The organism is Nostoc sp. DedQUE07, assembly GCF_034530975.2.
GTDB lineage: Bacteria > Cyanobacteriota > Cyanobacteriia > Cyanobacteriales > Nostocaceae > Nostoc.
The window spans coordinates 14,544-38,210 of record NZ_JAVRCC020000007.1 but is presented as its reverse complement, the minus strand read 5'-3'; the positions used below and the strand labels follow the sequence as shown (position 1 = coordinate 38,210).

18 protein-coding genes are annotated in these 23,667 nt (G+C 42.2%); 14 read left to right on the top strand and 4 right to left on the bottom strand.

The features are described 5' to 3' along the window. Positions 1 to 7: 7 nt before the first annotated feature. Together RMZ95_RS07830 and RMZ95_RS07825 are read right to left on the bottom strand one after the other, a co-directional pair. Positions 8 to 1,582: an AAA-like domain-containing protein gene (locus RMZ95_RS07830; RefSeq protein WP_322686167.1), complete on the bottom strand. Its 1,575-nt coding sequence runs from the start codon at positions 1,580 to 1,582 to the stop codon at positions 8 to 10. A 5-nt stretch (positions 1,583 to 1,587) separates the two neighbouring features. Further along, the gene (locus tag RMZ95_RS07825) at positions 1,588 to 3,030 is read right to left on the bottom strand and encodes an AAA-like domain-containing protein (protein WP_322686166.1); all 1,443 of its coding nucleotides are present in this window, start codon (positions 3,028 to 3,030) and stop codon (positions 1,588 to 1,590) included. A 649-nt stretch (positions 3,031 to 3,679) separates the two neighbouring features. On the opposite strand from RMZ95_RS07825, the gene RMZ95_RS07820 reads away from it, so the two are divergent. From RMZ95_RS07820 to RMZ95_RS07775, 10 genes are all read left to right on the top strand, one after another. Beyond that, complete coding sequence (locus RMZ95_RS07820; RefSeq protein ID WP_322686165.1) at positions 3,680 to 4,210, top strand: AbfB domain-containing protein; 531 nt, start codon at positions 3,680 to 3,682, stop codon at positions 4,208 to 4,210. Positions 4,211 to 4,557: 347 nt separating this feature from the next. Next, positions 4,558 to 5,370 carry a class I SAM-dependent methyltransferase gene (locus tag RMZ95_RS07815; RefSeq protein ID WP_322686164.1) on the top strand — a complete coding sequence of 271 codons (813 nt, stop codon included), beginning with the start codon at positions 4,558 to 4,560 and terminating at the stop codon, positions 5,368 to 5,370. 135 nt (positions 5,371 to 5,505) lie between these two features. Next, the gene (locus RMZ95_RS07810) at positions 5,506 to 7,482 is read left to right on the top strand and encodes a CHASE3 domain-containing protein (protein WP_322686163.1); all 1,977 of its coding nucleotides are present in this window, start codon (positions 5,506 to 5,508) and stop codon (positions 7,480 to 7,482) included. Next, positions 7,451 to 8,998, top strand: a complete 1,548-nt coding sequence (locus RMZ95_RS07805; RefSeq protein WP_322686162.1) for a sensor histidine kinase — start codon at positions 7,451 to 7,453, stop codon at positions 8,996 to 8,998. The genes RMZ95_RS07810 and RMZ95_RS07805 overlap by 32 nt, the downstream gene beginning before the upstream one ends. A 198-nt stretch (positions 8,999 to 9,196) precedes the next feature. Continuing rightward, the gene (locus RMZ95_RS07800) at positions 9,197 to 9,640 is read left to right on the top strand and encodes a response regulator (RefSeq protein ID WP_322686161.1); all 444 of its coding nucleotides are present in this window, start codon (positions 9,197 to 9,199) and stop codon (positions 9,638 to 9,640) included. A 64-nt stretch (positions 9,641 to 9,704) separates the two neighbouring features. After that, on the top strand, positions 9,705 to 12,497 hold the full coding sequence (locus tag RMZ95_RS07795; RefSeq protein ID WP_322686160.1) for a response regulator: 2,793 nt from the start codon (positions 9,705 to 9,707) through the stop codon (positions 12,495 to 12,497). A 258-nt stretch (positions 12,498 to 12,755) separates the two neighbouring features. Beyond that, positions 12,756 to 13,523: a class I SAM-dependent methyltransferase gene (locus RMZ95_RS07790; protein WP_322671667.1), complete on the top strand. Its 768-nt coding sequence runs from the start codon at positions 12,756 to 12,758 to the stop codon at positions 13,521 to 13,523. Between the two features lie 457 nt (positions 13,524 to 13,980). After that, on the top strand, positions 13,981 to 15,066 hold the full coding sequence (locus RMZ95_RS07785) for an ABC exporter membrane fusion protein (RefSeq protein WP_322686159.1): 1,086 nt from the start codon (positions 13,981 to 13,983) through the stop codon (positions 15,064 to 15,066). Next, positions 15,063 to 16,271, top strand: a complete 1,209-nt coding sequence (locus RMZ95_RS07780; protein ID WP_322686158.1) for an FtsX-like permease family protein — start codon at positions 15,063 to 15,065, stop codon at positions 16,269 to 16,271. Before RMZ95_RS07785 ends, RMZ95_RS07780 begins: the two co-directional genes overlap by 4 nt. 26 nt (positions 16,272 to 16,297) lie before the next feature. After that, positions 16,298 to 17,434 carry an ATP-binding cassette domain-containing protein gene (locus RMZ95_RS07775; RefSeq protein ID WP_322686157.1) on the top strand — a complete coding sequence of 379 codons (1,137 nt, stop codon included), beginning with the start codon at positions 16,298 to 16,300 and terminating at the stop codon, positions 17,432 to 17,434. Positions 17,435 to 17,475: 41 nt separating this feature from the next. Here the strand turns inward: RMZ95_RS07775 and RMZ95_RS07770 are convergent, their stop codons facing one another. Next, positions 17,476 to 18,441, bottom strand: a complete 966-nt coding sequence (locus tag RMZ95_RS07770; RefSeq protein WP_322686156.1) for a class I SAM-dependent methyltransferase — start codon at positions 18,439 to 18,441, stop codon at positions 17,476 to 17,478. A gap of 369 nt (positions 18,442 to 18,810) precedes the next feature. On the opposite strand from RMZ95_RS07770, the gene RMZ95_RS07765 reads away from it, so the two are divergent. Together RMZ95_RS07765 and RMZ95_RS07760 are read left to right on the top strand one after the other, a co-directional pair. Continuing rightward, entirely contained in the window at positions 18,811 to 19,509 is a 699-nt protein-coding gene (locus RMZ95_RS07765; protein ID WP_322686155.1) for a glutathione binding-like protein, read from the top strand. 59 nt (positions 19,510 to 19,568) lie between these two features. Then, positions 19,569 to 20,165: a GNAT family N-acetyltransferase gene (locus tag RMZ95_RS07760; RefSeq protein ID WP_322686154.1), complete on the top strand. Its 597-nt coding sequence runs from the start codon at positions 19,569 to 19,571 to the stop codon at positions 20,163 to 20,165. Positions 20,166 to 20,264: 99 nt separating this feature from the next. On the opposite strand, the gene RMZ95_RS07755 is transcribed toward RMZ95_RS07760, so the two are convergent. Next, positions 20,265 to 20,585 carry a cytochrome P450 gene (locus RMZ95_RS07755; protein ID WP_322686153.1) on the bottom strand — a complete coding sequence of 107 codons (321 nt, stop codon included), beginning with the start codon at positions 20,583 to 20,585 and terminating at the stop codon, positions 20,265 to 20,267. 188 nt (positions 20,586 to 20,773) lie between these two features. On the opposite strand from RMZ95_RS07755, the gene RMZ95_RS07750 reads away from it, so the two are divergent. Then, complete coding sequence (locus RMZ95_RS07750) at positions 20,774 to 22,078, top strand: O-acetylhomoserine aminocarboxypropyltransferase/cysteine synthase (protein WP_322686152.1); 1,305 nt, start codon at positions 20,774 to 20,776, stop codon at positions 22,076 to 22,078. 259 nt (positions 22,079 to 22,337) lie between these two features. Further along, the gene (metX, locus tag RMZ95_RS07745; protein WP_322686151.1) at positions 22,338 to 23,417 is read left to right on the top strand and encodes a homoserine O-acetyltransferase; all 1,080 of its coding nucleotides are present in this window, start codon (positions 22,338 to 22,340) and stop codon (positions 23,415 to 23,417) included. Positions 23,418 to 23,667 lie beyond the last annotated feature (250 nt).

The following is a 23,667-nucleotide window of genomic DNA, read 5'->3' as shown; positions in this document are numbered from 1 at the left end:
CCAGCACTCATGGGTAATGTAGTAATTGCTTTGAGGTTACTGAACAGTGCTTTTTATACTCGAAAGTCACCATCGCCAATCCTAAAACAACTATTAATGCCCAACCGAACGCGCCTATAAAAAATAATCTTTGAAATCTAGCTGCTTTTTGCTCTTGAACTAGTCGAGCTTTAACTTCTTTAGTTCGTTCTGCTTCTAACCATGTCTCAACTTCTCGGCGATCGCATTCTTGGCTAGCTGCTAAAAACTGATAATCTAAATCACTTAAGCTTTTGCCTTGCGACCAAGCTAAAGCTTCATGTAAAGCTGTCCCGCGTAATAGTCGGGAATTATCACAGCGATCTGAGGCTACCCAAGCATTGAATGCTTGGGAGTAGGGTCGTAATTTTGCTAATTGTTTTTCTACCCAAGCTTGATTAAAAACCTCTTCATAAATCCGGTTCTTTACTATTAATTGCCCTTGGTGCTTGGTTACTAACCCCGATAACAGCAGTTCTATTTGTTCTTCTCCATCATCACTAGCTATCTGAATACCTTGTAAAATTTGCTGGTACAATCCTAGTAAACCTCCAGCACGCTGCTCATTTATCAGCAGGCGATCGCGGATTGTTTTCAAATGCTCTGGATCGTCTTTTGCTTCCCATTTCTCAATAATATGGGTTTGCACTAGTTTTTCTAAAATTAACAAGGGAAATTGGTAATAAAAATTTATCAGATGTTGATTAATAATCGGTAAATGGTTATCCAATTTATAACGCTCATCAACTTCTATGCTTCTGTGTTCTTCAACATTTTTGCTTCCAGAGTTTCTTTCTTGCACTACTATCTGACATAGTTTTTGAGTCAGGAATGGCTGACCATTTGTCCAAGCTAAAATTTCTTTGAGAACTGCCATCGGATTAGCCACTTTATTTTCTAAACCTGCCGCTAATGGCTGAACTTCCGATAAATTAAAGCCGTGCAGTTCAATAGATTTACCAATATTAAATGGGGTACAGTTGCGATCGGCAATCAAATCTGAAGGCGTTGCGACTCCGAATAATGCCCAAGTTAGACGGTTATATTCGGAATTTTCGGCTCGTTGATTGTAGCATGAGCGAATTAAAGTAAAAAAATCTACTACCGGGAAATTCAAGCCTAAAACACTATCAATTTCATCAATAAAAATAAATATTTTTTCAGTTTTTAGTTCAACTAACAAAATGTCTTCTACAAATTGGCTCAATCGCTGTAATGCAGGTAAATCTTCACGCTCTGACCACCAGGCTTTTATATTAACTTTGCTAAAGAGATTAAAGCTCCTTAATAAGTCAACTACTATGCCCTTATACCATTGAGCAGGAGTAATATTGCCGTTGCCGATGCGAGTCATATCGATAGAAGCACAACTGTAGCCTGCTTGTTCTAATTTATGTCTTGTTTGTAACCGCAAACTAGATTTACCCATTTGTCGGGAACTAAAGACATAACAAAATTCACCTTGAATTAAAGCATTATAAAGTTCAAAGTCAGCCTGCCGTTCTACATAGCTAGGAGCATCGACTTTGAGACTACCGCCAATTTGATATTCGTACTTATTCATAGCGTTTAGGTTAATTGCTCTTGGAAATATAGCTGGTACAAATCACAGCTAGGCATTGCCTGATTTCCTTCAAGTTTTACCAGACCCATACTTTCTAATTTATAGGCAGCGATCGCTTCTAGTTGTACACTTGTTGGAGAGGTAACTACCCGTTTAAGTGCGATCGCCAGTTCGGGATGTTCTTGAAGATTTGCTAGATGATGCCGTAAATAGTTGCTGTAGATGCCGGCAATTGTCGGAGCCTCTTGTAATAACTCCTCCAGGCTTACTGTTTGATTTCCCAGGTTATAAAGAGCCAGACGAGCTAAATAAGGATGACCACCAATCATTGCTCGTAGAGGAGCCAGCTTTTCCAAACCTTTCTCACCTTTGGCCCAATCGAGTCCATGACGCACTGCCAAATCCTGCATCTGCTCTAAACTAAATTCTGGTAACTTAATCGGTAATCCCACATTGAAGGGGGATTGATTAATATCTAATGGCATATAAGCTTCAGTGGCATGAACTACTACTAATCGGAGTTTTTGCCAAATTTCTAATTCGGAAGCATCTTCATACCAAGAACGCAGTAGTGGGAGAAAATCCCTAGAGATTTCTGGATACTCGAAAATTTGATTCACTTCATCCAAAGCTAAGACTACCGGAGCGTCGATTTTTTCTAGCACATACTCTTGTAAATACAATGTGCAGCTAACTTTGCTGCCAATATCCTCATCCCAATAATCATCCAGTCTGATCTCTAGGTTCAACTGTCGGCTGATATTCGCACAAAACCAGCGTAAGAATTTGTCTAAGCTAGTGAAAACTTGACTATCTGCTCTTTGTAAACCGATCTGTACGGTGTGTACCCCAGTCTGTTTTGCATGAGTAAGAATTCTGTGCATTAGGGATGTTTTTCCCATTTTGCTGGGGGCTTTGATTCTGATTAGACTTCCAGGTTTGTTGATTTCGGTATATGTGCGTTCTTCAATTGGCGGACGCTCTATGTAAAAAAAGGAATTGAGCGGCACTGAGCCACCAGGATTTTCTAAGAAGTCGGGATTAGGGACTGGGGTTTTTCTCTCGTCTTGTTTTTCGATCGTTAAAGAAGACCCTGATATTCCATCTTTGGCTCTACTTGTTGGCTGAGACTGTCTCAAGACTGCTGGCACAGGTTGTAGTTTTTCTGACAAAACGCTATTTTGCGTAGGCAAAGCCCGCCCAAGGCTTCGTCGTCTCAATACTGAGCGAAAATTACTTTTTGTCACCTCTTCCCCGAAAGCTTGTGAAAGTAGCTTCCATAACTTAGAACCAACATCTTTTATATAATTGGCATCATAACCACAGCTTTCGGCGATATCTGGATAAGTTTGCCCTTCCCAAGCTTTACGAAATACTATTTCTTGAACATCACTTAAGCCATGTTCAAGGAATGTATCTAAAATTACTAGTGCTTCTTCTATATTCATTTGTAGAAAGAATAAAGTTTGTTTTAAATAAGACTTTAGCGGAATTTTTCAGATTTTTTTCAGTATTTACTTAAATTTAAACAGTTATACCAATTTAATTAATCTTTGCGACAGATGGATTACTTGTAGGGGCATACAGGTAGCTGCGCATCCCTACTCAGGTATCTGTTGTGTTCTTTTCCCAAATTGGTATTAGCTTTATTTACATCTGCCGCTCCAAGATATTAGGGAATGTCACAATCCCCATTACTTAGGCAGACTAATGGGCATGAGAGTTAATTTACAGTAGTTTTCATGTATTTGAACCACACCTGTCGTAGGGGCGCAAGGCCTTGCGCCCCTAGCGCATTGATGCCAATGGCATTAACAAAAGCTGAAATGCCTATTTTAGTAACATTCAGCCCTGATACTTGGTTCAATCTTTAACTTTCATATAAACATAATTTTACGTAAAATTTGTTTTTTTAGAGTTTAATTAACTCAGTATTAATGCAGCAATTAATAAGAGTATTTTCATCGCACGAAGCTTTAAGCTTAAGACGAATTATGTGAATATTTCTAACTAATTTCTAGCATTTTTAGAATTAATACTACAATTTTTAAGTAAGAGCATTGTTTTGCTAAATGGTCATCTAAAAAGATTGTAGCCATGAAAAATAACCTCTTTGCACTAGCGCTAACCTTATCAGCGCTTCCTATATCTATTTCTACATCAATTAATCCTGCGATCGCAGAGTCAACTCCTGTTGAACCATCTGTCTCAATACGAGCATTTAATCTTCGTAGCTACTATATTCGTCATCGCAATTTCCTTGGCGAAGTTAGCCTCATTTCAAGTTCTCTAGACAGAGGAGACGCAAGTTTTAGAGTAAGGTCAGGGCTAGCGTCTTCTAACTGTGTTTCATTTGAATCCTCAAATTTGCCAGGATATTACTTAAGACATCAAAATTTTCAAATTAGATTAGATCGCAATGACAATACTGCACAGTTAAAAGCTGATGCAACGTTTTGTATAAAACCAGGTTTAGCAAGTTCAACAAATGTTTCTTTTCAGTCATATAATTTTCCTACTTACTATATACGTCACAGAAACTTCAAGCTATATATTGACCCGTATACCAGTGCTAGCTTGTTTTTAAACGATGCCACTTTTACACTAGTAGCACCGTTCACTCGTTAGTTAAAGTGGCTTACAAACTTAGTCATTCAATTCCTGATGGCTTGTATAGAGTAAACTGTCTTGGCACGTTGGTACATTACTAGAGATGACAATATTCTTTTGTTAACTCCTTCATCTGTGGTTGCCCAAACCGCCCATTTTTTCTAGCAGACTCTGTACAATTTACATATAGCTATCGTTCCGATGCTTGTTTGTTTTAACCAGCACCCTAATGGATCGATAGCTTTCTTGTGAATTGGCTCAATTAAAAACTGTCTGGAGTATTGCTCTATTATATTTGCAGTTTATTTTTCGTTCCCAGATTGGAATCTAGGAACACCAGTAACGAGTGTAAGTAGGAGATGATTATGCCGAGATGGAACGCAGAAAAAAAACAAGCGTATCGAACCGAGGTAATTCAACGCATCACCGCAGCGATGCCCTCAGTAATGCAGGAATATGCCTCAATTCATTGGGAAGAGGAACTCAAAAGCTACCATACTGAGCATGAATATTACCCTGACTATATCCACGCTCCCATTCATGGGTCAACAGATTCTTACACTAACCCTCAGTCGTGTTTAGCCTGGGATGCTGCGATGGATGCCATTATTCCCCTCAGCCACAATGTTAGTTGCCAGCAGTTGCGCGAGACAATGGCTGAACTAATTCCTGAAGACGCTCAAATTGAGACGGTGCTAGAGCTTGGTGCAGGTACGGGTGGTGGAGCGCTGGCACTGGCACAGCGGTTTCCACAGGCCACCTTTCGCATTACTGATGTTTCACCTTATATGTTGGTGATTAGTCAGCACAAATTTAACAAGGCTGGATTAAGTGAGCGGGCATCCTTCGAGCAGGTGGACGCTCGTAACACTGGCTACCCTGACAACTCCTTCGATCTTGTCACATCATCATTACTCTTTCACGAGACACCTAAAGAGTGGACGCCTAAGATTCTGAAGGAGATGTACCGGATTACCAAACCCGGAGGTTGGGTACTATATGCTGACACTTATCGGGGTGAATACGCGCTGAGTGCTTCTTTTCAAGAACCGTGGTTGGATGACTTTATCCATTTCAACTTCGAGTACGAGTTTGCGAAAGCAGGTTTTACAGAACTCAATTACATCCGCTATGCCGTGGGTTTGTGGTATATGGTTGGCCGGAAGCTAGAAATGTGAGGAAAAAACAATGCCAACTTCTGTTGTCATTGTCCCCTAGACAGTTCTGAAGCTCGTGTTCAAAGCAGCTACGTAAACAAAGTTATTTTCAAGATAGTGTCGTTTACTGTACAAGTGCTGCTATAGCATAAGTAAATGCTACAAATTACTCAAGTTGCATTCAGGCGTAGGTTGATCGGCGCGATCGCTCTGCCAATTATCCTGTTATTGTCATTGTCAGGAGTTTCAATCTGGCAAATTAACCGCCTGCTCAAGGCTATGCAATGGGTCGATCACACTAATCAAGTCATTGCCAGAGCAAATGGCTTACAAAAACTGTTACTGGATCTAGAGACAGGAGTACGTGGATACCAGATTACAAGTAAGCCAGAATTTCTTGAACCTTATCAGCAAGCTAACTCTACCATTAATAATACTTTTGATGAGTTGGGTGATTTAGTTTCAGATAATCCCCAACAAAATCAACGCTTAAGGCAAATCAAGGCAGAGGAAACAGGCTGGAAGAACTCTATTTCTCAAGCGATCGCCCGCAAACAAAGAGGTGAAGCTGAACCCCTATCAGCAATTGAGGTTCGCAAACAGCACATGGACGTGATGCGAAATCAAATTACCGATCTTATTGCTACTGAAGAGCAGCTACGGTATCAGCGCAACCAAGCAGTCCAACAGACTACTGAGCGAGTCATTTTTACTAGCATAATCCTGTCACTTGCTGCTGGTGGCATCCTTGCCTTTTTTATTCGGCGGCAAATTTCCCATGTGTCTAATAATTATGAGAATGCTCTCAAAACTGCCCAAGTACAAACTGAAAATGTTCGGCTTTCTGCCCAAAGACTTGCCGCTTTACATAATATTGACCGGGCAATTTTAGCAGCTGAGTGTATCAAATCTCTAGTCCGAACTGCACTCAAACAAATGCATCAGTTAGTTCCTTATGAGCAAGCATTTGTTGCCCTATTTAATTTTGAGGCAGGTACAGCTGAGATTGTGGCAGGCAGCAGCACTAAAGAATTACAACCGCTTGAAGGCACAAAGATGTCAGTATCAGACTTTGCGCCTGAGCAAAGCTTACGGCAAAACCTTAGTTATGTTAGAGACTTGACAAATGTTGAGCTTTACCCACCTGTTTTAGCACGGTTGCATTTGGCAGGAATGCGTTGTTGTCTGCGGATTCCGATGTTAGTTGAAGAAACGCTGCTAGGAGAACTCAACTTAGCGGCGACTCAGACAGCTGTTTTTGATGCTCAAGCACAAGATGTTGTGGTAGAGGTGGCGGCTCAGTTAGCGATCGCTATCCAACAATCTTTGCTACGGGAACAACTTCAAAATTACGCTTTGGAACTAGAACAGCGTGTTGCCGAGCGCACTGCACAGTTGCAAGAAACCAATCAAGAGCTAGAAGCCTTTACTTACACGATATCGCACGATTTACGCGCACCGTTACGTACTATGCAAGGCTTTGCTCAGGCATTGCAAGAAGATTACACAGACAAACTAGACTCGGTTGGGCAAGAATACATTCAATATATTACAGAGGGTGCAGTCCAAATGGACACCCTAATTTCCGATCTGCTGGCATACAGCCGCCTCAGCCGTTCCCAAATTCAAATACAAAAAGTTGATTTAACTAATGTTGTCGAAGAAGCTTTAAAACAACTCAGCAAACAACTTCAAGAACAGCTTGCACAAGTTACGGTGGCAAAACCTTTGCCGCTAGTGATGGCTCATCGCTTTACGCTTGTTCAGGTAGTAACCAATTTACTCAGCAATGCGATGAAATTTGTGCAGCCTGGAATACACCCAAAAGTACATATCTATGCACAGGAACAGCAAAATTCGATAAAATTATCGATTGTGGACAACGGTATTGGCATTGCGCCAGAACATCAAGAGCGCATTTTTCGGGTGTTTGAACGACTGCATGGCGTTGAAATCTATCCAGGTACTGGTATTGGTTTAGCGATCGTCCGCAAAGGATTAGAGCGAATGAACGGTCGAGCCGGAGTAGAATCGCAATTAGGTACTGGTAGTCGTTTTTGGATTGCACTGCCAAAAGCCGTTCTTCACAGCAACGATGCCAATGACGCAAGTACTTCGCATTCTGATAATTGATGATAATCCAGGCGATCGCGCCTTAACGATCCGAGAACTGAGGCGAGAATTTCCGCAATTTCAACCTCAAGAAATTCGCGAAGCCTCTAGCTTTGCTAGTGCATTAGCAGCAGGTGAATTCGATTTAGTTATTACCGACTATCAACTGGGCTGGAGTACTGGACTAGAAGTTTTATATACAATTAAGCAACAGTATCCAAACTGTCCAGTGATTATGTTTACTAATACAGGTAGTGAAGAAATTGCGGTAGAGGCAATGAAGTCTGGGCTAGATGATTATGTCCTCAAGTTACCCAATCGCTACATTCGGATACCAGCTGCTGTGCGACTTGCACTAGAACGAACAGAAATCAAACGACGAGCTACCTTACTTGAAATCCGTCTTCAAGGTTTGCTTAACCAATTAAAACTAGGTATATTTCGTATTTATCCAGATAGAAATTTTATTGAGTGTAACCTAGCGTTTCTGGAATTGTTAGGGCTGGATTCATTATCACAAGCCTCAGCGATGAATTTATTGAACATCCATGAATACTACTCAATACTACAAAAGCTGCCGCCACCTCAACAGCAAGAGCAAGAGATTCAATTACAACGAGCAGATGGAAGATTTATTTGGGTAGGATTAAGCATAGCTCTAAATACAGTTGAGGGACAACAGGTACTAGATGGCTTAATTGAAGATATTACATCTCGTAAACAAGCTGAAATTGAAATTCAGCAACTCAACCAAACCTTAGAAGAGCGAGTCAGGGAGCGCACTGCTGAATTAGAAGTAGCAAATCGAGATTTAGCGCAGAGAAATCAGGAATTAGCAGTAGCTAATCAAGATTTAGAAGCATTTAGTTATTCAATTTCCCACGATCTGCGAGAACCATTACGCGCTATCCAAATGTTTGGTTCAATCCTCCTAGAGAACCAGGATAGGGAATCTAACCTAGAGAACCAACAAGACTATTTGCAGCGCATTATTGCAAGTACACAGCAAGCAGACAAGCTTGTTCAAGATTTGCTTGAATACAGTCGCCTCAGCCGGACTGAAATGCCATTACAACCTATTAACTTATCTTTATTAATGATACAAATACTGAGACAGCTAGAATTAGAGATAACACAGCGACAGGCGAGAGTGCAGGTTGAAGAGCCTTTAGCTGAAGTTACGGGAAACCCTACTATTTTGATTCAAGTAGTTACCAATTTGCTAACCAATGCGATTAAATTTGTTGCACCGGAAGTTCAACCTCAGTTACGGATATGGACTGAAAAACGTAATCAATTGGTTCGCTTATGGGTACAAGACAATGGCATTGGTATTGAGGAAACACACCACAAACGCATCTTTAATGTTTTTGAGCGCCTACATAGCTATGAAGTTTATCCTGGTAGTGGTATCGGTTTAGCAATTGTCCGCAAAGGAGTCGAACGTATGGGTGGACAAGTTGGTGTAGAATCCCAACCTGGACAAGGAAGCCGATTTTGGATAGATTTACCTATAGTTATAGATGTAAATCCCTAAAATTTTTCAATCCTCTTGATTACGGGCAAACATAAAATTCTTTCTACGGTCTTAAATATTTAGTGCAAAACCCTTGTCCTACGCTCTGGGGCACACAGTAAGTTTTGAAAAACTGTCTTTCCCCCTGCCCCCTGCCTCACTTCGGCTACGCTCAGTGACCACCTGCCCCCTGCCTTTGCCTTTAATGACAAAAATTTCATGAGTAAAGAGCAAGACACTATTTTACTTGTAGAGGATAATCACAAAGATGTGCTTCTGCTGCAACGCGCGCTCCGCAAGGCTAACATTGTCAATCCAGTTCAGGTGGTAAATGATGGCGATGCAGCAGTGTTATATCTGTCTGGGCAGGAACCTTATGGCGATCGCACTCGTTATCCCTTGCCTGTACTAATCTTGCTCGATCTGAAACTCCCCCGCAGATCCGGGGCTGAGGTTTTGATGTGGTTACGGCAGCAACCAGAACTCAAGCGCTTACCGGTCGTAGTTCTCACCTCATCGAGGGAGTATGCCGACATCAATCATATCTATGACATAGGTGTAAATGCTTACATAGTTAAACCAGTTATTTTTAACGAATTAGTAGAAATTGTTATAACCCTCAATCTCCACTGGATTATGTTTAACGAAAGACCGCAATTTTGAACTGTTTGAACATTTTTTGGACTTTCTTCTCACTGCTATCCTTACGTAAATATAATGAAATTAAATGTTACGTATTCTTCTAATTGATGATAATTTGAATGACCGCCTACTGGCGATTCATGTACTAGAGCAAGAGTTTTTTGACCTCCAGTTTCACGAAATTGTTCAAGCAAAAGACTTGGAAGAAGCACTGGAGAAAGGACAGTTTGATTTAGTAATAACGGACTATCAATTACGCTGGAGTGATGGCTTAACCGCGATCCGGGCAATTAAAAACCGTTATCCTGATTGCCCAGTAATAATGTTTACTAGTAGTGGTACTCAGGAAGTTGCCGTTGAGGCGATGAAATCGGGATTGGAAGATTACATCATTAAGTCTCCTAAGCACTATGTTCGATTACCCGCAGCAGTCCGCCGAGCAATAGAGCGGACTGAAGCTCAACGTAAAGCAGTCAGGCTAGAATCACGCTTTCAAACTTTGCTGAATAATTTAAATGTAGGAATTTATCGCTTAACGGCAAATGGTATTTTACTCGAAGGTAATCCGGCATTTCTGCGGCTGTTAGGTTTAAATTCTCTAACTGAAATTCCAGCAAGTCAAACCCTTGAGCCTTATTTCCAACCATTGGACTATGCCCAAGTTCTCAACCAATTAAAGCAAAATAGCGAAATCCGCGATCGCGAAATGCAATTGCGACGAGCGAATGGTAGTTTAATTTGGGTGCGAATTAGTACAACTTTTACCCAAGTAGATGGTACAACCGTTATTGACGGCTTAATAGAGGATATTAGCGAACGCAAACAGGCACAAAAAGCTCTACACCAGAGTGAGGAACGCGCACAGCTTGCCATTAACATCAGTCGGCTTGGGACTTGGCATTATGACCCCAGTACGAACCTCGTCGAGTTTGACAAGCGGATGCGCGAGATTTGGGGCGAACCGGATGACACCGCGCTTATCCCTTTGCCGATGGTAATAGAGCGCATCCACCCAGACGATCGTGAGCGTGTAGTCAACACCATCAGCAATGCGCTCGACCCGATGTCGTCAGGTACTTATGAAATTGACTATCGGATCGTGTGGAAGGATGGAACTGAGCGGTGGCTATTCGCTAATGGGCAGGTGCAATTAGAGGGAGAGGGAGTGTCCAAGCAAGCAGTTGGGTTCCTCGGAACCGCACTCGACATCACCGAACGCAAACGCGCAGAGGAACGGCTACATCTGCTGTATGAAACGACCAGTGATTTACTGGCCACAGAACATCCCATGTTGTTGATGAATAACTTATTTAACAAGCTCTCAGCCCAGCTAGAGTTACATTCTTACTACAACTACATGGTCGAGGAAAAAGACAACCAGCTAATGCTGCATCTGAACAACTATGAAGGGATCTCTGAGGCAACAGCTCAATCGCTGGAATGGATTGAATTTGGTCAAAATCTTTGCGGACTGGTGGCACAAGAGCGGCAGCAAATTGTCCTCGATCGCTCGCAAATCTTCACGCATCCCAACGCGCAGCTTGTCAACTCAATCGGCATTACGGCTTTTGCTGGACAACCGTTGATTGTCCAGGGACGGTTACTGGGGACGCTCTCCTTTGGCAGCTGCACCCGCACCTGCTTTACTCCCGAAGAAATCGATCTGCTGCAATCCACTTGCGAGCAGATGGCGATCGCTATTGAGCGGGCAAATCTGCTGGCTTCAATTCAGCAACAAGCTCAACAATTGCAACAAGCTAACCGAATTAAAGATGAGTTTCTGGCAGTATTATCCCATGAGTTGCGATCGCCCCTTAATCCAATTCTGGGTTGGTCTAAGTTGCTCCAAACCTGTAAGCTTGACGAAGCCAAGACCGCTCATGCCCTGAGTGCGATCGAACGCAATGCCAAGTTGCAGTCCGAACTGATTGAAGACTTGCTGGATGTCTCCCGAATTCTGCAAGGCAAACTTAGCCTGAATGTTTGCCCAGTGGATCTAGTATCGATCGTTCAAGCTGCAATGGAAACTGTACAGTTGGCTGCTGAAAGCAAGTCTATTCAAATTCAGGTGAGGCTTGAACCAAATGTAGGGCAAGTTTTGGGCGATCCAAATAGGTTACAGCAAGTGATTTGGAATCTCCTGTCGAACGCGATTAAGTTCACTGATGTCGAGGGACGAGTCGATATCCAACTCAAGCAAGTTAGCTCTTTTGCCCAAGTCACTGTTATCGACACAGGTCAAGGGATTCACCCTGACTTCCTCCCTTATGTGTTTGAATACTTCCGCCAAGCAGATGGTGCTACAACCAGAAAGTTTGGTGGACTGGGATTAGGGTTGGCGATCGTCCGTCACTTAGTTGAGTTGCATGGCGGAACTGTTCGGGTAGAAAGTGCAGGTGAAGGTCAGGGGACAACCTTTACTGTAAGACTTCCGCTCATGGCAACTCCATCCCAGAAGAACGCGGACAGTAAACCGTCTGAGCCATCCTTAAATTTGCATGGCATCAAAGTTTTGGTGGTAGATGATAACACAGATACACGGGAGTTTATTGCTTTCATGCTAGAGATGTATGGAGCAAATGTAACAACTGTCACCTCAGCCGTTGAAGCTCTCGCTACTTTAACCAAGTACAGAGCAGACGTGCTACTTAGCGATATTGGGATGCCAGAAATGGATGGCTATATGCTGGTACGCCAGCTGAGAGCCTTGCCGTACCAACAGGGCGGGAAGATTCCAGCGATCGCCTTAACAGCATTTGCTGGAGAAATTAACTATCAAAAGGCTATAGAGGCAGGTTTTCAACGGCATGTTCCGAAGCCTATCGAGCCAGTAAAGCTGGTTGAGACGATTACCGATTTGGTTAAACAGAGCCAGTAAGGGGGGTAGGGGGCAGGGAGAGAAATAAAAGCTTAACCCAAGCGTATTGGATCTACAATAGACCTCTTGTAAAAATATATTTTTGCAAGACAGGGAAAAGGGAAAAGGGTAAAGGTTAAAGGGAAAGGATTTTGAGTTTCTTTACCCTTTTCCCCTTTGCCTTTACCCCGACTTTTGCAAGGACATGGAAAATAGAACTACATCCGTGGGTAGAGAACTTCTAGCCTAGACAATTGTTACAAAAATAGTTTTGTAGGTATGAAAATTGATTTTGGTGCAACTGCTACTGATTATGCAAAACACCGCGCTGGGTTTCCTAGTTCATTATTCAACAAATTGTCTGAATATGGTATAGGTTTACCAGGGCAGAATATTGTTGACCTTGGTACGGGAACAGGGACACTAGCGCGGGGGTTTGCTGATAGAGGCGCTTATGTAATTGGCCTAGATCCATCAGCCTCACTTTTAGAACAAGCCAGACTGTTAAGCGAAGCTTTGCAACTTAAAGTAGATTATCGAGTTGCAAGTGCCGAGAATACCGAGTTACCAAACGCCAGTGCAGATGTAGTGACAGCTGGACAGTGTTGGCATTGGTTTGATCGTCCGCGTGCTGTCAAGGAAATTACTCGCATATTGAGAGTAAATGGCTTACTGGCGATCGCACATTTTGATTGGATACCCTTAAAAGGTAATGTAGTTCACGCAACGGAACAACTGATCCAGGCTCATAATCCCGCGTGGAATTTGGGCGGCGGTAATGGTTTGTATCCCCTGTGGTTACAGGATATTGGCGAAGGAGGATTCCGAGAAATCCGCACATTTTCTTACGATGTATTTGTATCTTATACACACGAAGCTTGGCGGGGGCGAATTCGTGCTAGTGCTGGCGTGGGAGCCAGCTTAACACCAGAAAAAGTAGAAATATTTGACCAAGAATTGGCGACATTACTCGAAACAAAATATCCGACACCAATTCTTCAAGTTCACCATAGAGTTTGGGCAGCGATCGCCAAATCACCGCTATGAAAAAGTATATATATAGTTATAGATTTATTAGCAATTGCTTCACAATGGGATCTTAAAACCATTCGGTTAGCTTGTTTTTCAAGGGGAGATACCCCCAACCATTGGTGTCAACTTAAGGTGAAACCCTTATAAAGGCTTGGGCTTGATATTAGACTTCTTGCAAAAGTCCCTTACACCCCACCCCCAACTCCTCCCCGCTTGCGGGGAGGGGAGCGTTTGCGTTAGCAAATGCGGGGTGGGGTTCTTCGCGTTTAATAAGCAATCAAGCGGACACGATCTGACTCAGTTTCTTGCAAAAGTCAGTATATAGCGATTGGCAGTAAAAATGGGAACAATATATATTGTAAGGATAAAAACTTTACCAGATAATTTATGCTTTGATTTCTTACTTTATCAAGGTGAAGTTGACTTATATTCTATATCTAACAATAGTTTTATACTCCAAGCAGGAAGAACTATGACACATTTATTTACTCGGAATGACAATAGTAGAAATACTATATTAACCGTATTTTTAACTACAGTATTTTATGGTGGAATCGCACTTAGTGGAGCGATCGCATATCGGATGATGGGGACGAGTGAAGCAGTTAAACCTCAGCCAGTGGTTGTAACTCCAGTGGTGCAAGCGGTGACGGCTTTGGGGCGTGTGGAACCTGAAGGAGAAGTAATTCAAGTGTTTCCGCCTTCTTCAACGGAATCAGCCCGCATTCAACAGCTACGCGTGCAGCAAGGGGATTGGGTGAAGGCAGGGCAAGTGCTTGCAGTGTTGGATAATTATACTCGTCGTCTGGCAACTGTGAATATGGCGCTAGAAGAGGTGAGAGTAGCCCAAGCGCGATTAATGCAGGTAAGAGCGGGGGCGAAACAGGGAGATTTACAAGCTCAACAAGCGGCGATCGCTCGTTTGGAAGCGGAATTGAAAAATGCTCAGATGGAGGAGTCACGGTATCGCAGTTTGTACCACGAGGGAGCGGTTTCGGCTTCCCAGTACGATAGCAAACGCTTGGGGATGGAAGCGGCACAACGACAGGTGAATCAAGCTCGTGCTTCTTTGAATAGTTTGGCAGAAGTGCGTCCGGTAGATGTGCAGTTGTCTCAGGCAGAAGTGAAACACGCAAAGGCAAAGGTGATGCAGGCTCAGGCGGAATTAGCCTTGAGTGTGGTGCGATCGCCCCGAACTGGACAAATCATTAAGGTGCAAACTTCTCCCGGTGAAATGGTAGGGACGAAAGGCATCGTGAGTTTAGGTAATACGATGCAAATGGTGGTAGTAGCAGAGGTTTACGAAACAGATATCCCCAAAATACATCTAGGCCAAACAGCAACGATTACCAGTCCCAGCCTCACTAAACCGCTCTTTGGAAAAGTATCTCAAGTGGGTTTAGAAATTGGTAAACGCGATGTTTTAGATACAGATGCCGCAACAGATGTGGATGCTCATGTGGTAGAAGTAAAAATTCTCCTGAATCGGGAAAATAGCCGTGTTGTAGCAGGAATGACAAATCTCAAAGTTGATGTATCAATAGGACTTAAAGAATGATTCGACGTTTTGTAATTGAAATTCAAAAAATTCCCATTGCTTGGTTGCAATTGAGATATCAACGCAATCAAACTATAGCGGGAATTGTAGGAATTTTTTGCATTACATTTCTCATTTTTATGCAGCTTGGGCTGAGAAATGCCTTTTTAGAAGGGGCGTTGCAATTACCTTTGAATTTTAATGCAGATATTGTTTTAGTTAGCTCTCTCTCTTCAACTGTATTGCAACCAGTAACGTTTTCCTCCAGACCTTTATATCAAGCACTAGCGTTAAAGAACGTTGAATCTGTCGCACCACTTTATATTACTTCAACCCAATGGTACGACAGAAATCAATCTCTTTATCGTATTAGAGTGAATGTTATAGGTATTCCTTCTAATATACAAACACTAAATCTTCCCGGACTTAAAGAGAATATTGAAAAACTAAACAAGCAAAAATTCGCTTTATTTGACCGTAATGCCAGAAATGAATTTAGTCCCATCATTACTGAATTTAACGAAACAGGAAAATCATCGGCAGAAGTTTTAGCAGGAGCTAATGGCTCGTTGCAACAACTTAGAGTTGTTGGACTTTTTGAGTTAGGGGTTAATAATGCTTATGATGCTAGTTTTATTATCAATCCAACAACTTTTAGTCAATTATTTGGGCGGAGCCTGACAAAAATAGATGCTGGCTTAATTAAATTAAAACCAGATGCTAATTCAGATACCAATATAGAGCAAACTGTTGAGCAATTAAGAAAATATCTTCCGGCAAACATTAAAATATTTTCTAAATCAGAATTAATCGCCAGAGAAAAAGTATTTCATGAAAGCAACTCACCGATGGGTTTTATCTTTCGGTTTATTTTGATTATTGCTATCATTATTAGTATTTTTATTTTATACCAAATACTTTATGTAAAGGTTACGCATAATCTTGCCAATTATGCAACGTTAAAGGCTTTGGGTCTTAACCACAATTCTTTAGTTTCTATAGTTTTTCAAGAGGCAATATTTTTGGTTATTGCCGGATATATTCCAGGTGCAATAATATCATGCTTGGCTTATGATTATCTAGTTAAAACTACAAAAATATTTATCCAAATGACTGTAGAATCAGGATTATTTGTTTTAGGATTAGTCTGCATGATTTGCATAATATCAGCAGGACTTTCCTTACTAAAGGTTAAAGATGCAGATCCAGTGGATGTTTTTAAGTAAATTTAATTCCTTAATTTTATAGGTTTATGAATCAGGTTATAGCCATTAAAAGGCTGAATCATTATTACCGGGAAGGCAGAAGTCAAAGACAAATCTTATTTGGAATCGATCTGGATATTTACCCAAAAGAAGTTGTTATTTTAACTGGAGCATCTGGTTCTGGGAAAACAACGCTACTATCTCTAATTGGCTGTATGCGTTCTGTTCAAGAAGGCAGTCTCAAAGTCTTAGATCGTGAATTGAAGGGAGCCAACGAAATCCAGCGAATGCAAATACGGCGAGGAATCGGCTATGTTTTTCAGCATTTTAACTTACTGGATTTTATGACTGTCCAGCAGAATGTGATGGTTTCGCTGGAACTACAGGATGATTTCACGCCTCAAAAAGCAAAAAGCCAAAGTTCGCAAATTCTGAAAGCGGTGGGGCTAGGGCAGCACTTGAATGCTTACCCAAGGGATCTCTCTGGCGGGCAAAAACAACGTGTGGCGATCGCCCGCGCCCTCGTTCACCGTCCTCGATTACTTCTGGCCGACGAGCCTACATCCGCTTTAGATCGGCAAACAGGGCAAGAAGTCACCGAACTAATGACCACACTGGCGAAAGAACAAGGAAGTGCGGTTTTGATTGTTACCCATGACAGTCGGATCTTTGGCGCTAGCGATCGCATTGTGCGTATGGAAGATGGCAAACTGGATGTGGACTATGAGGGTCAGGTATCTGTTACTTTACCAACCTTAACGGATAAGCAATTAATTCAGTTGATTCCCAGGCTAAAAATGTTGACCTTCCAGCCCGGTGAAATTGTTATCCGCCAGGGTGATGTGGCTGATAGATTTTATATCTTGATTGAAGGGGAAATAGAAATCATTCAAGAGTCTTCAGGTTCAGAATCAAAATTATTAAAAACATTGGGGCCTAATAACTCTTTTGGTGAAATAGGATTACTCCAGCGAAGCAAGCGCACAGCAACAGTACGTGCGGCAAATGACGCAGCGATCAAAGTTATTGCCATTGAGCGTTCTGATTTCTTTGAAATGGTTGTCAACTCAAAAATGACTCATGCACTTTTAGACTACCAGGCAATACAATTGCTCCATCAAGATGAGCGACTGAGGCATGATGAATCGAAGCTCTATGTTTCATCTACAGAAAGCCATGACTAGCAACACATAGACAGTTGCTAGTCATGGCTGATAATACAAAGCTAATTGCCCTTGATAGGTTTGATTCTGGCGATCGCTTGTAGTAACATTTTTGGCAGCCAGAAAAGATAACAATATATTTGTTTTGCCTGACTATAAAGCGAGAATAACTTTCTTTCACTCAATAAAGTAAATGGTCGAACTGCTCTGAGAATTTCTGCAAATTTATCTTCCGTCGCAGATTCAACTGAACCACTTACAAAATAACCTTGTAAATGTGGAGGTAAGCGCCAGTTAATATTAGGATCTGGCTGATGTATTACAGGCTCAACATTTCCCCGCCATGCAACTCCCATAATTTGCATAGTTTGATACACCATTGTGTTCCACCCTTTCTCTTTAAAATAGTCCAAGCCTTGGCCTACATCAGGAGAAGCCAAATCGTGAAATAAAACTAAAGCATCTGCTTCTGCAAATTGTTCGCAAATAATTGCATCATCGAGTGGAGCTGATGCCTCGTGATTACCATCTATAAATATCAATGACCATTTACGTTGAAATTTATTTGCAATATCTTCTACTTTTTGAGGGCTAAATCCTGGTATGAGATTTACAGATTCCTTAACGCCTGCTGATTTTAGTGACTCTGTAACGCTTTCATTAAATAATTGTTCAGATAGCATCGGATCGATTACATCTAACTCTACTCCTCCTAGAGCCAAATGACAAGCTGACCAACCCATCCAGCAACCTATTTCTAAAGCTTTTTTTCCTCGAAATTTTAAGGCTGTATTATATAGAATATGAGCTTCATCTCGGCTTACAAAACCTACCTTTTGCCGTCGCTTATCCACATACCAGTTATGAGTAATATCCCGCCGCAAGTAAAGCCAAAAAGAATCATATTTATTTCCTAAAGTTATATTGGGAAAATATGAATCTGCCTGAATAGTGGAAAATCCTGACGAAACATAATCTCCTTTTGGCAATAAGTTTGCTTTAATCACGCTTACTGTTTTTTCACTCATAAGTTACTCTCTAAGTATTTGAAATTCTAGGTTTTGGGGTGACAATGCAACTTCAACAACTTCTCGAAAAGCGTCATCGTCTCTACAGATGAACTAGTTAATTTTTTTTAAGCATTACGTCTTTTTTTGTAATGCAAAATCATTAATAGCCCAGCAAAATAGTCCAGTATGGGGCTATAGCTCCATTCTGAAAGCGATTTTCCATCTTACCTCTAGGAGAATACTTTTGGGTATAAAGTGCTAAAATGCTGACTGTATATGCATTTTTGCAGCTTTTGCCCTCTTCTTTTCAGATTTTGTGAGAAATCCGAAAAAGCTGTCCGCACTATTGGCTTAAAAAACAATTGCACGATTTTAGGGAAGATAACCATGATCGATCTTTATTATTGGACAACCCCAAACGGTCATAAAATTACGATTTTCTTGGAAGAAGTCGGCTTGCAATATACCATAATTCCTGTGAATATTGGGGCTGGAGATCAATTTAAACCGGAATTTTTAAAGATTTCTCCTAACAATCGCATCCCCGCGATCGTTGACCACGAACCAGCAGATGGAGGTGCGCCAATTTCGGTATTTGAGTCTGGTGCAATCTTGCTGTATTTAGCAGAAAAAACCGGGCAATTAATCCCCCAAAATTTACGCGATCGCACTCAAGTTTTAGAATGGTTGTTTTGGCAAATGGGAGGACTGGGGCCAATGGCGGGACAAAATCATCACTTTAGCGCCTATGCTCCTGAAAAGATTGAATATGCGATTAACCGCTACGTGAATGAGACGGGACGCTTATATGGAGTGCTGAATAAGCAACTAGCAGATAGAGAATTTGTGGCTGGTGATTATTCTATCGCCGATATTGCTGCCTATCCCTGGATTGTACCCTATGAACGCCAAAGTCAGAATCTAGAAGATTTTCCTCATCTCAAACGGTGGTTTGAGGCAATTAAAGCCCGTCCAGCAACAATTCGTGCCTACGAGAAAGCAGAAGCATTGCAAACTCAGCCGCTCGATCCTGATAAGTCACGGGATTTGTTATTTAACCAGTCGGCAAAGACTATTCAACCTTGAGCCTAATGAAATTGTCTTGTTACTGTGGCGATCGCTAAGTAAGCTCTAAAGGAGCAATTATGAGCAACAATTTCTCACTATCTTCCTTTCCTAAATTAGAAACAGAAAGGCTCCTTCTTCGTGAGACAACGTTGCAGGATGCTGAGGCTATCTTTGCTGTATTCTCCGATCCAGGCGTGACTAAGTTTCACGATCTTGATACTTTCACTTCTATTAAAGAAGCGATGTCTACGACGGGCTACGCCTACGCTGTAATTGAACGTAGAGCCAAGCGGTTTGAGCAAGGAGATGCTATTCGCTGGGGAATTGTCCATAAGCAAAACAACATTTTGATTGGTTATTGTGGGTTCCGGGTAAACCCACAAGAACACTCAGCTGAAGTCGGTTATGAGCTTGCCAGTACTTTTTGGAGGCAAGGCATTATGACGGAGGCAGTGAGTACTATCTTGCAATTTGGGTTTCAAAAAATGGATTTGCGTTTCGTTGTTGCCCAAGTCATGCTGGAAAATATCGCTTCTAAAAAGCTGCTAGAAAAGTTAGGTTTTCACAGTCAGGGTGTAAAGAAACAGAATGGCTTCTTCAAAGGGCAATATCACGATCTGGAGCAATTTATGCTTAAAAATAATACCAATTTGGAAAAACAATGCGACAAATAGGCCATCTGTAAAGACGCGATTCATAACATCTTTACCCAAGAATATGTTGCAACCATTAATTGAATTAGTATTAGCAACGGATACAGGATGATGTTGAGCTTAGTTTCTCCGTTCGAGGTTGCTGACTTGCGCCTGTAATTTTCCTTCTACTTGAAACGGTAGTTGATGATAGTTGTTAGGTTCATATTCTGGTGTCACTTTCCAATCATATCGTTGCAGCAACCTTGCCAAAAAAATCTTCATTTCCATCTTGGCAAACTCTATTCCAATGCATATATGTTCGCCACCACCAAAACCAATTAAAGCAAAGGAGTCTTTTTTATCTTCTTCGCGGGGAGGGGCAAAGCGTTCTGGATCAAAACTTTCTGGGTTAGTATAAATCTCGCTCATGCGATGCGTTAATCCTTGAGCAACAATCACCACCCAACCGATAAATTAAGAGGTGTTAATTCCCATTTTCTATTTTCCAACTTGTTGTGCTAGAGATGAGGAATCTTAGATGCAAACAGGTAAAATACGGTAAGCCCTCCAAATTACCGTTGATTTATCCAAAACAACGCTCAATTATTGTTACTTGTTTGTATAATTGGAAACTCAAATAACTGCTTATGTCAGAACAATATCGTTTTGAAACCCTGCAAGTTCATGCTGGACAAGAGCCGGCTCCTGGAACTAATGCTCGTGCTGTACCGATTTACCAAACGACTTCCTACGTTTTTGACGACACCGACCACGGAGCGCGGTTATTTGCTCTCCAGGAATTTGGTAACATTTACACCCGGATCATGAACCCGACGACGGATGTATTTGAAAAGCGGATTGCTGCGTTAGAAGGGGGTGTAGCAGCATTAGCAACCGCTAGCGGGCAAGCGGCGCAATTCTTGGCAATCAGTACCATCGCTCAGACTGGGGATAATATTGTTTCCACTAGTTTTCTGTATGGGGGAACATATAACCAGTTTAAAGTTTCTTTACCACGGTTAGGTATTAAAGTCAAGTTTGTTGAGGGAGATGACCCAGAAAGTTTTCGTCAGGCGATCGACGATCGCACCAAAGCCTTATACGTTGAAACCATTGGCAATCCTCAATTCAATATTCCCGACTTTGCCGCTTTAGCTCACATTGCCCACGAAAACGGCATTCCTTTAATTGTGGATAATACCTTCGGTGCTGGTGGTTATTTAGCTCGACCAATTGAGCATGGTGCAGACATAGTAGTAGAATCTGCAACTAAATGGATTGGTGGGCATGGTACTTCCATTGGTGGTGTAATTGTCGATTCGGGTAAATTTGATTGGGGTAACGGCAAATTTCCTCTATTTACTGAGCCAGCACCCGGCTATCGTGGGCTAAATTTTCAAGAAGTGTTTGGCCCTAGTGGAACATTTGGTAACATTGCCTTTATTATTCGCGCTAGAGTCGAGGGGTTACGAGATTTTGGCCCTTCCTTGAGTCCATTTAACGCCTTTCTGTTACTGCAAGGATTAGAAACTCTCTCTTTGCGTGTAGATCGTCATGCGAGCAATGCCCTAGAATTGGCTCGGTGGTTAGAGCAGCAAGAGCAAGTATCTTGGGTTAATTATCCCGGACTTCCCAATCACCCGTATCATGAACGAGCGAAAAAATATCTTCGGCATGGCTTTGGGGGAGTTTTAAACTTTGGTATCAAAGGTGGACTAGAAGCGGGTAAAGCTTTTATTAATCATGTGAAATTAGCGAGTCATTTAGCAAATGTTGGTGATGCGAAAACCCTTGTTATTCATCCCGCTTCTACAACCCATCAACAGCTAAGTAATGACGAACAGCTTTCAGCAGGTGTGACACCCGATTTGGTGCGAGTATCAGTGGGAATTGAACATATCGACGACATCAAAGAAGATTTTGAGCAAGCATTCGAGCAAGTTAGGATTTAGTTTTTAATTGGGCATGGGGCATTGGGGATTGGGGATTGGGCATGGGGCATGGGGCATGGGGCATGAGGCATGGGGCATGGGGCATGGGGCATGGGGCATGGGGAAGAGACAAGGTAGACCAAGCAAGAAGAGGGGGGAGACTTGGGAGAGACTTGTTCTATAATTCCTTTTTGTCCCCCTTGTCCCCCTTGTCCCCCTTGTCCCCCTTGTCCCCCTTGTCCCCCTGCTCCGTTGCCCCTCTGCTTCCCACACTCTAGTTATGATCTACTCAGACTTCATCTCACCGCAAACCCAGTTCTACCAGCTAACAATACCATTTCAATTAGAAGGCGGCGCAACATTAATTGGGGTTCAGGTTGCTTATCGCACCTGGGGACAGTTAAATGCTCAAGGCGATAATGGGGTACTGATTTGTCATGCCTTAACTGGTTCGGCTGATGCTGATGATTGGTGGGAACCTTTATTTGGTTCAGAGAAAGCCTTCAATCCAGAACGCGACTTTATTGTATGCAGCAACATTTTGGGAAGTTGTTACGGCACAACTGGGCCAACTACTGTCAACCCCATAACGGGAAACCCTTATGGCGTATTCTTCCCTAAAATTACAATCCGAGATATGATTTGCCTGCAAGTTGCGCTATTAGAATACCTGGGTGTTCAATCTCTGCGGTTAGTAATTGGTGGCTCGCTCGGTGGAATGCAAGCACTGGAGTGGGCGTTGTTATATCCAGAAAAGGTGAAAGCGATCGCACCCATTGCTGTTTCTGGCAGACATTCAGCTTGGTGTATTGGATTAAGTGAAGCCCAAAGACAAGCAATTTATGCCGATCCAAACTGGCAAGGAGGGAACTATACTCTGGATGCGCCGCCAAACCAAGGACTAGCAGTAGCGCGGATGATGGCGATGTTTACTTACCGTTCTTGGGATAGTTTTACAAGCCGCTTTGGACGCGAGTATGATGCATCTGAGCAGTTTACTATAACCAGTTACCTACAGCATCAAGGTCAAAAGCTAACAGAACGATTTGATGCCAACACTTACATCACTCTCACCCATGCAATGGATCGCCACGATATTGCACGCGATCGCAACAGTCCTGATTTGTCAGATTATGAATCTATTCTGCAAAGCATCCAGCAACCAACTTTAGTTGTCGGCATTGATTCTGACATCCTCTATCCTCCAGTCGAACAACAAGAATTGGCAAATTTAATCCCTAATGCTCAACTGGCGTGGCTGAATTCAACCCACGGACATGATGCATTTTTAATTGATATGGCTGCATTGAATGAATTGCTGATTTCTTTTCGGCAAAGTTTAGATTTCTCAGCCTCCTAACTCGATAATCTGATTTTGTCGTTTTGTAGGGTGTGTTATCGCGTCAGCGTAACGCACGTTAGAGATTCGAGAGTTAGGAATAATATCATGTCCGCTTGATTACTTATTAAACCCGAAGAACCCCACCCCGCCAAAGCTATGCTTTGTCTCCCCTCCCCGCTTGCAGGGAGGGGTTGGGGGTGGGGTGCAATGACTGTGGGAATCATAACTATTTATCCGGACATGATATAAATTCCACAACGCACCTTAT

Bases quoted from the DNA above. Each gene is read 5' to 3' on its own strand.
- RMZ95_RS07830 (WP_322686167.1), bottom strand. From the start codon at position 1,582: ATGAATAAGTACGAATATCAAATTGGCGGTAGTCTCAAAGTCGATGCT.
- RMZ95_RS07825 (WP_322686166.1), bottom strand. From the start codon at position 3,030: ATGAATATAGAAGAAGCACTAGTAATTTTAGATACATTCCTTGAACAT.
- RMZ95_RS07820 (WP_322686165.1), top strand. From the start codon at position 3,680: ATGAAAAATAACCTCTTTGCACTAGCGCTAACCTTATCAGCGCTTCCT.
- RMZ95_RS07815 (WP_322686164.1), top strand. From the start codon at position 4,558: ATGCCGAGATGGAACGCAGAAAAAAAACAAGCGTATCGAACCGAGGTA.
- RMZ95_RS07810 (WP_322686163.1), top strand. From the start codon at position 5,506: ATGCTACAAATTACTCAAGTTGCATTCAGGCGTAGGTTGATCGGCGCG.
- RMZ95_RS07805 (WP_322686162.1), top strand. From the start codon at position 7,451: ATGACGCAAGTACTTCGCATTCTGATAATTGATGATAATCCAGGCGAT.
- RMZ95_RS07800 (WP_322686161.1), top strand. From the start codon at position 9,197: ATGAGTAAAGAGCAAGACACTATTTTACTTGTAGAGGATAATCACAAA.
- RMZ95_RS07795 (WP_322686160.1), top strand. From the start codon at position 9,705: ATGTTACGTATTCTTCTAATTGATGATAATTTGAATGACCGCCTACTG.
- RMZ95_RS07790 (WP_322671667.1), top strand. From the start codon at position 12,756: ATGAAAATTGATTTTGGTGCAACTGCTACTGATTATGCAAAACACCGC.
- RMZ95_RS07785 (WP_322686159.1), top strand. From the start codon at position 13,981: ATGACACATTTATTTACTCGGAATGACAATAGTAGAAATACTATATTA.
- RMZ95_RS07780 (WP_322686158.1), top strand. From the start codon at position 15,063: ATGATTCGACGTTTTGTAATTGAAATTCAAAAAATTCCCATTGCTTGG.
- RMZ95_RS07775 (WP_322686157.1), top strand. From the start codon at position 16,298: ATGAATCAGGTTATAGCCATTAAAAGGCTGAATCATTATTACCGGGAA.
- RMZ95_RS07770 (WP_322686156.1), bottom strand. From the start codon at position 18,441: ATGAGTGAAAAAACAGTAAGCGTGATTAAAGCAAACTTATTGCCAAAA.
- RMZ95_RS07765 (WP_322686155.1), top strand. From the start codon at position 18,811: ATGATCGATCTTTATTATTGGACAACCCCAAACGGTCATAAAATTACG.
- RMZ95_RS07760 (WP_322686154.1), top strand. From the start codon at position 19,569: ATGAGCAACAATTTCTCACTATCTTCCTTTCCTAAATTAGAAACAGAA.
- RMZ95_RS07750 (WP_322686152.1), top strand. From the start codon at position 20,774: ATGTCAGAACAATATCGTTTTGAAACCCTGCAAGTTCATGCTGGACAA.
- metX (WP_322686151.1), top strand. From the start codon at position 22,338: ATGATCTACTCAGACTTCATCTCACCGCAAACCCAGTTCTACCAGCTA.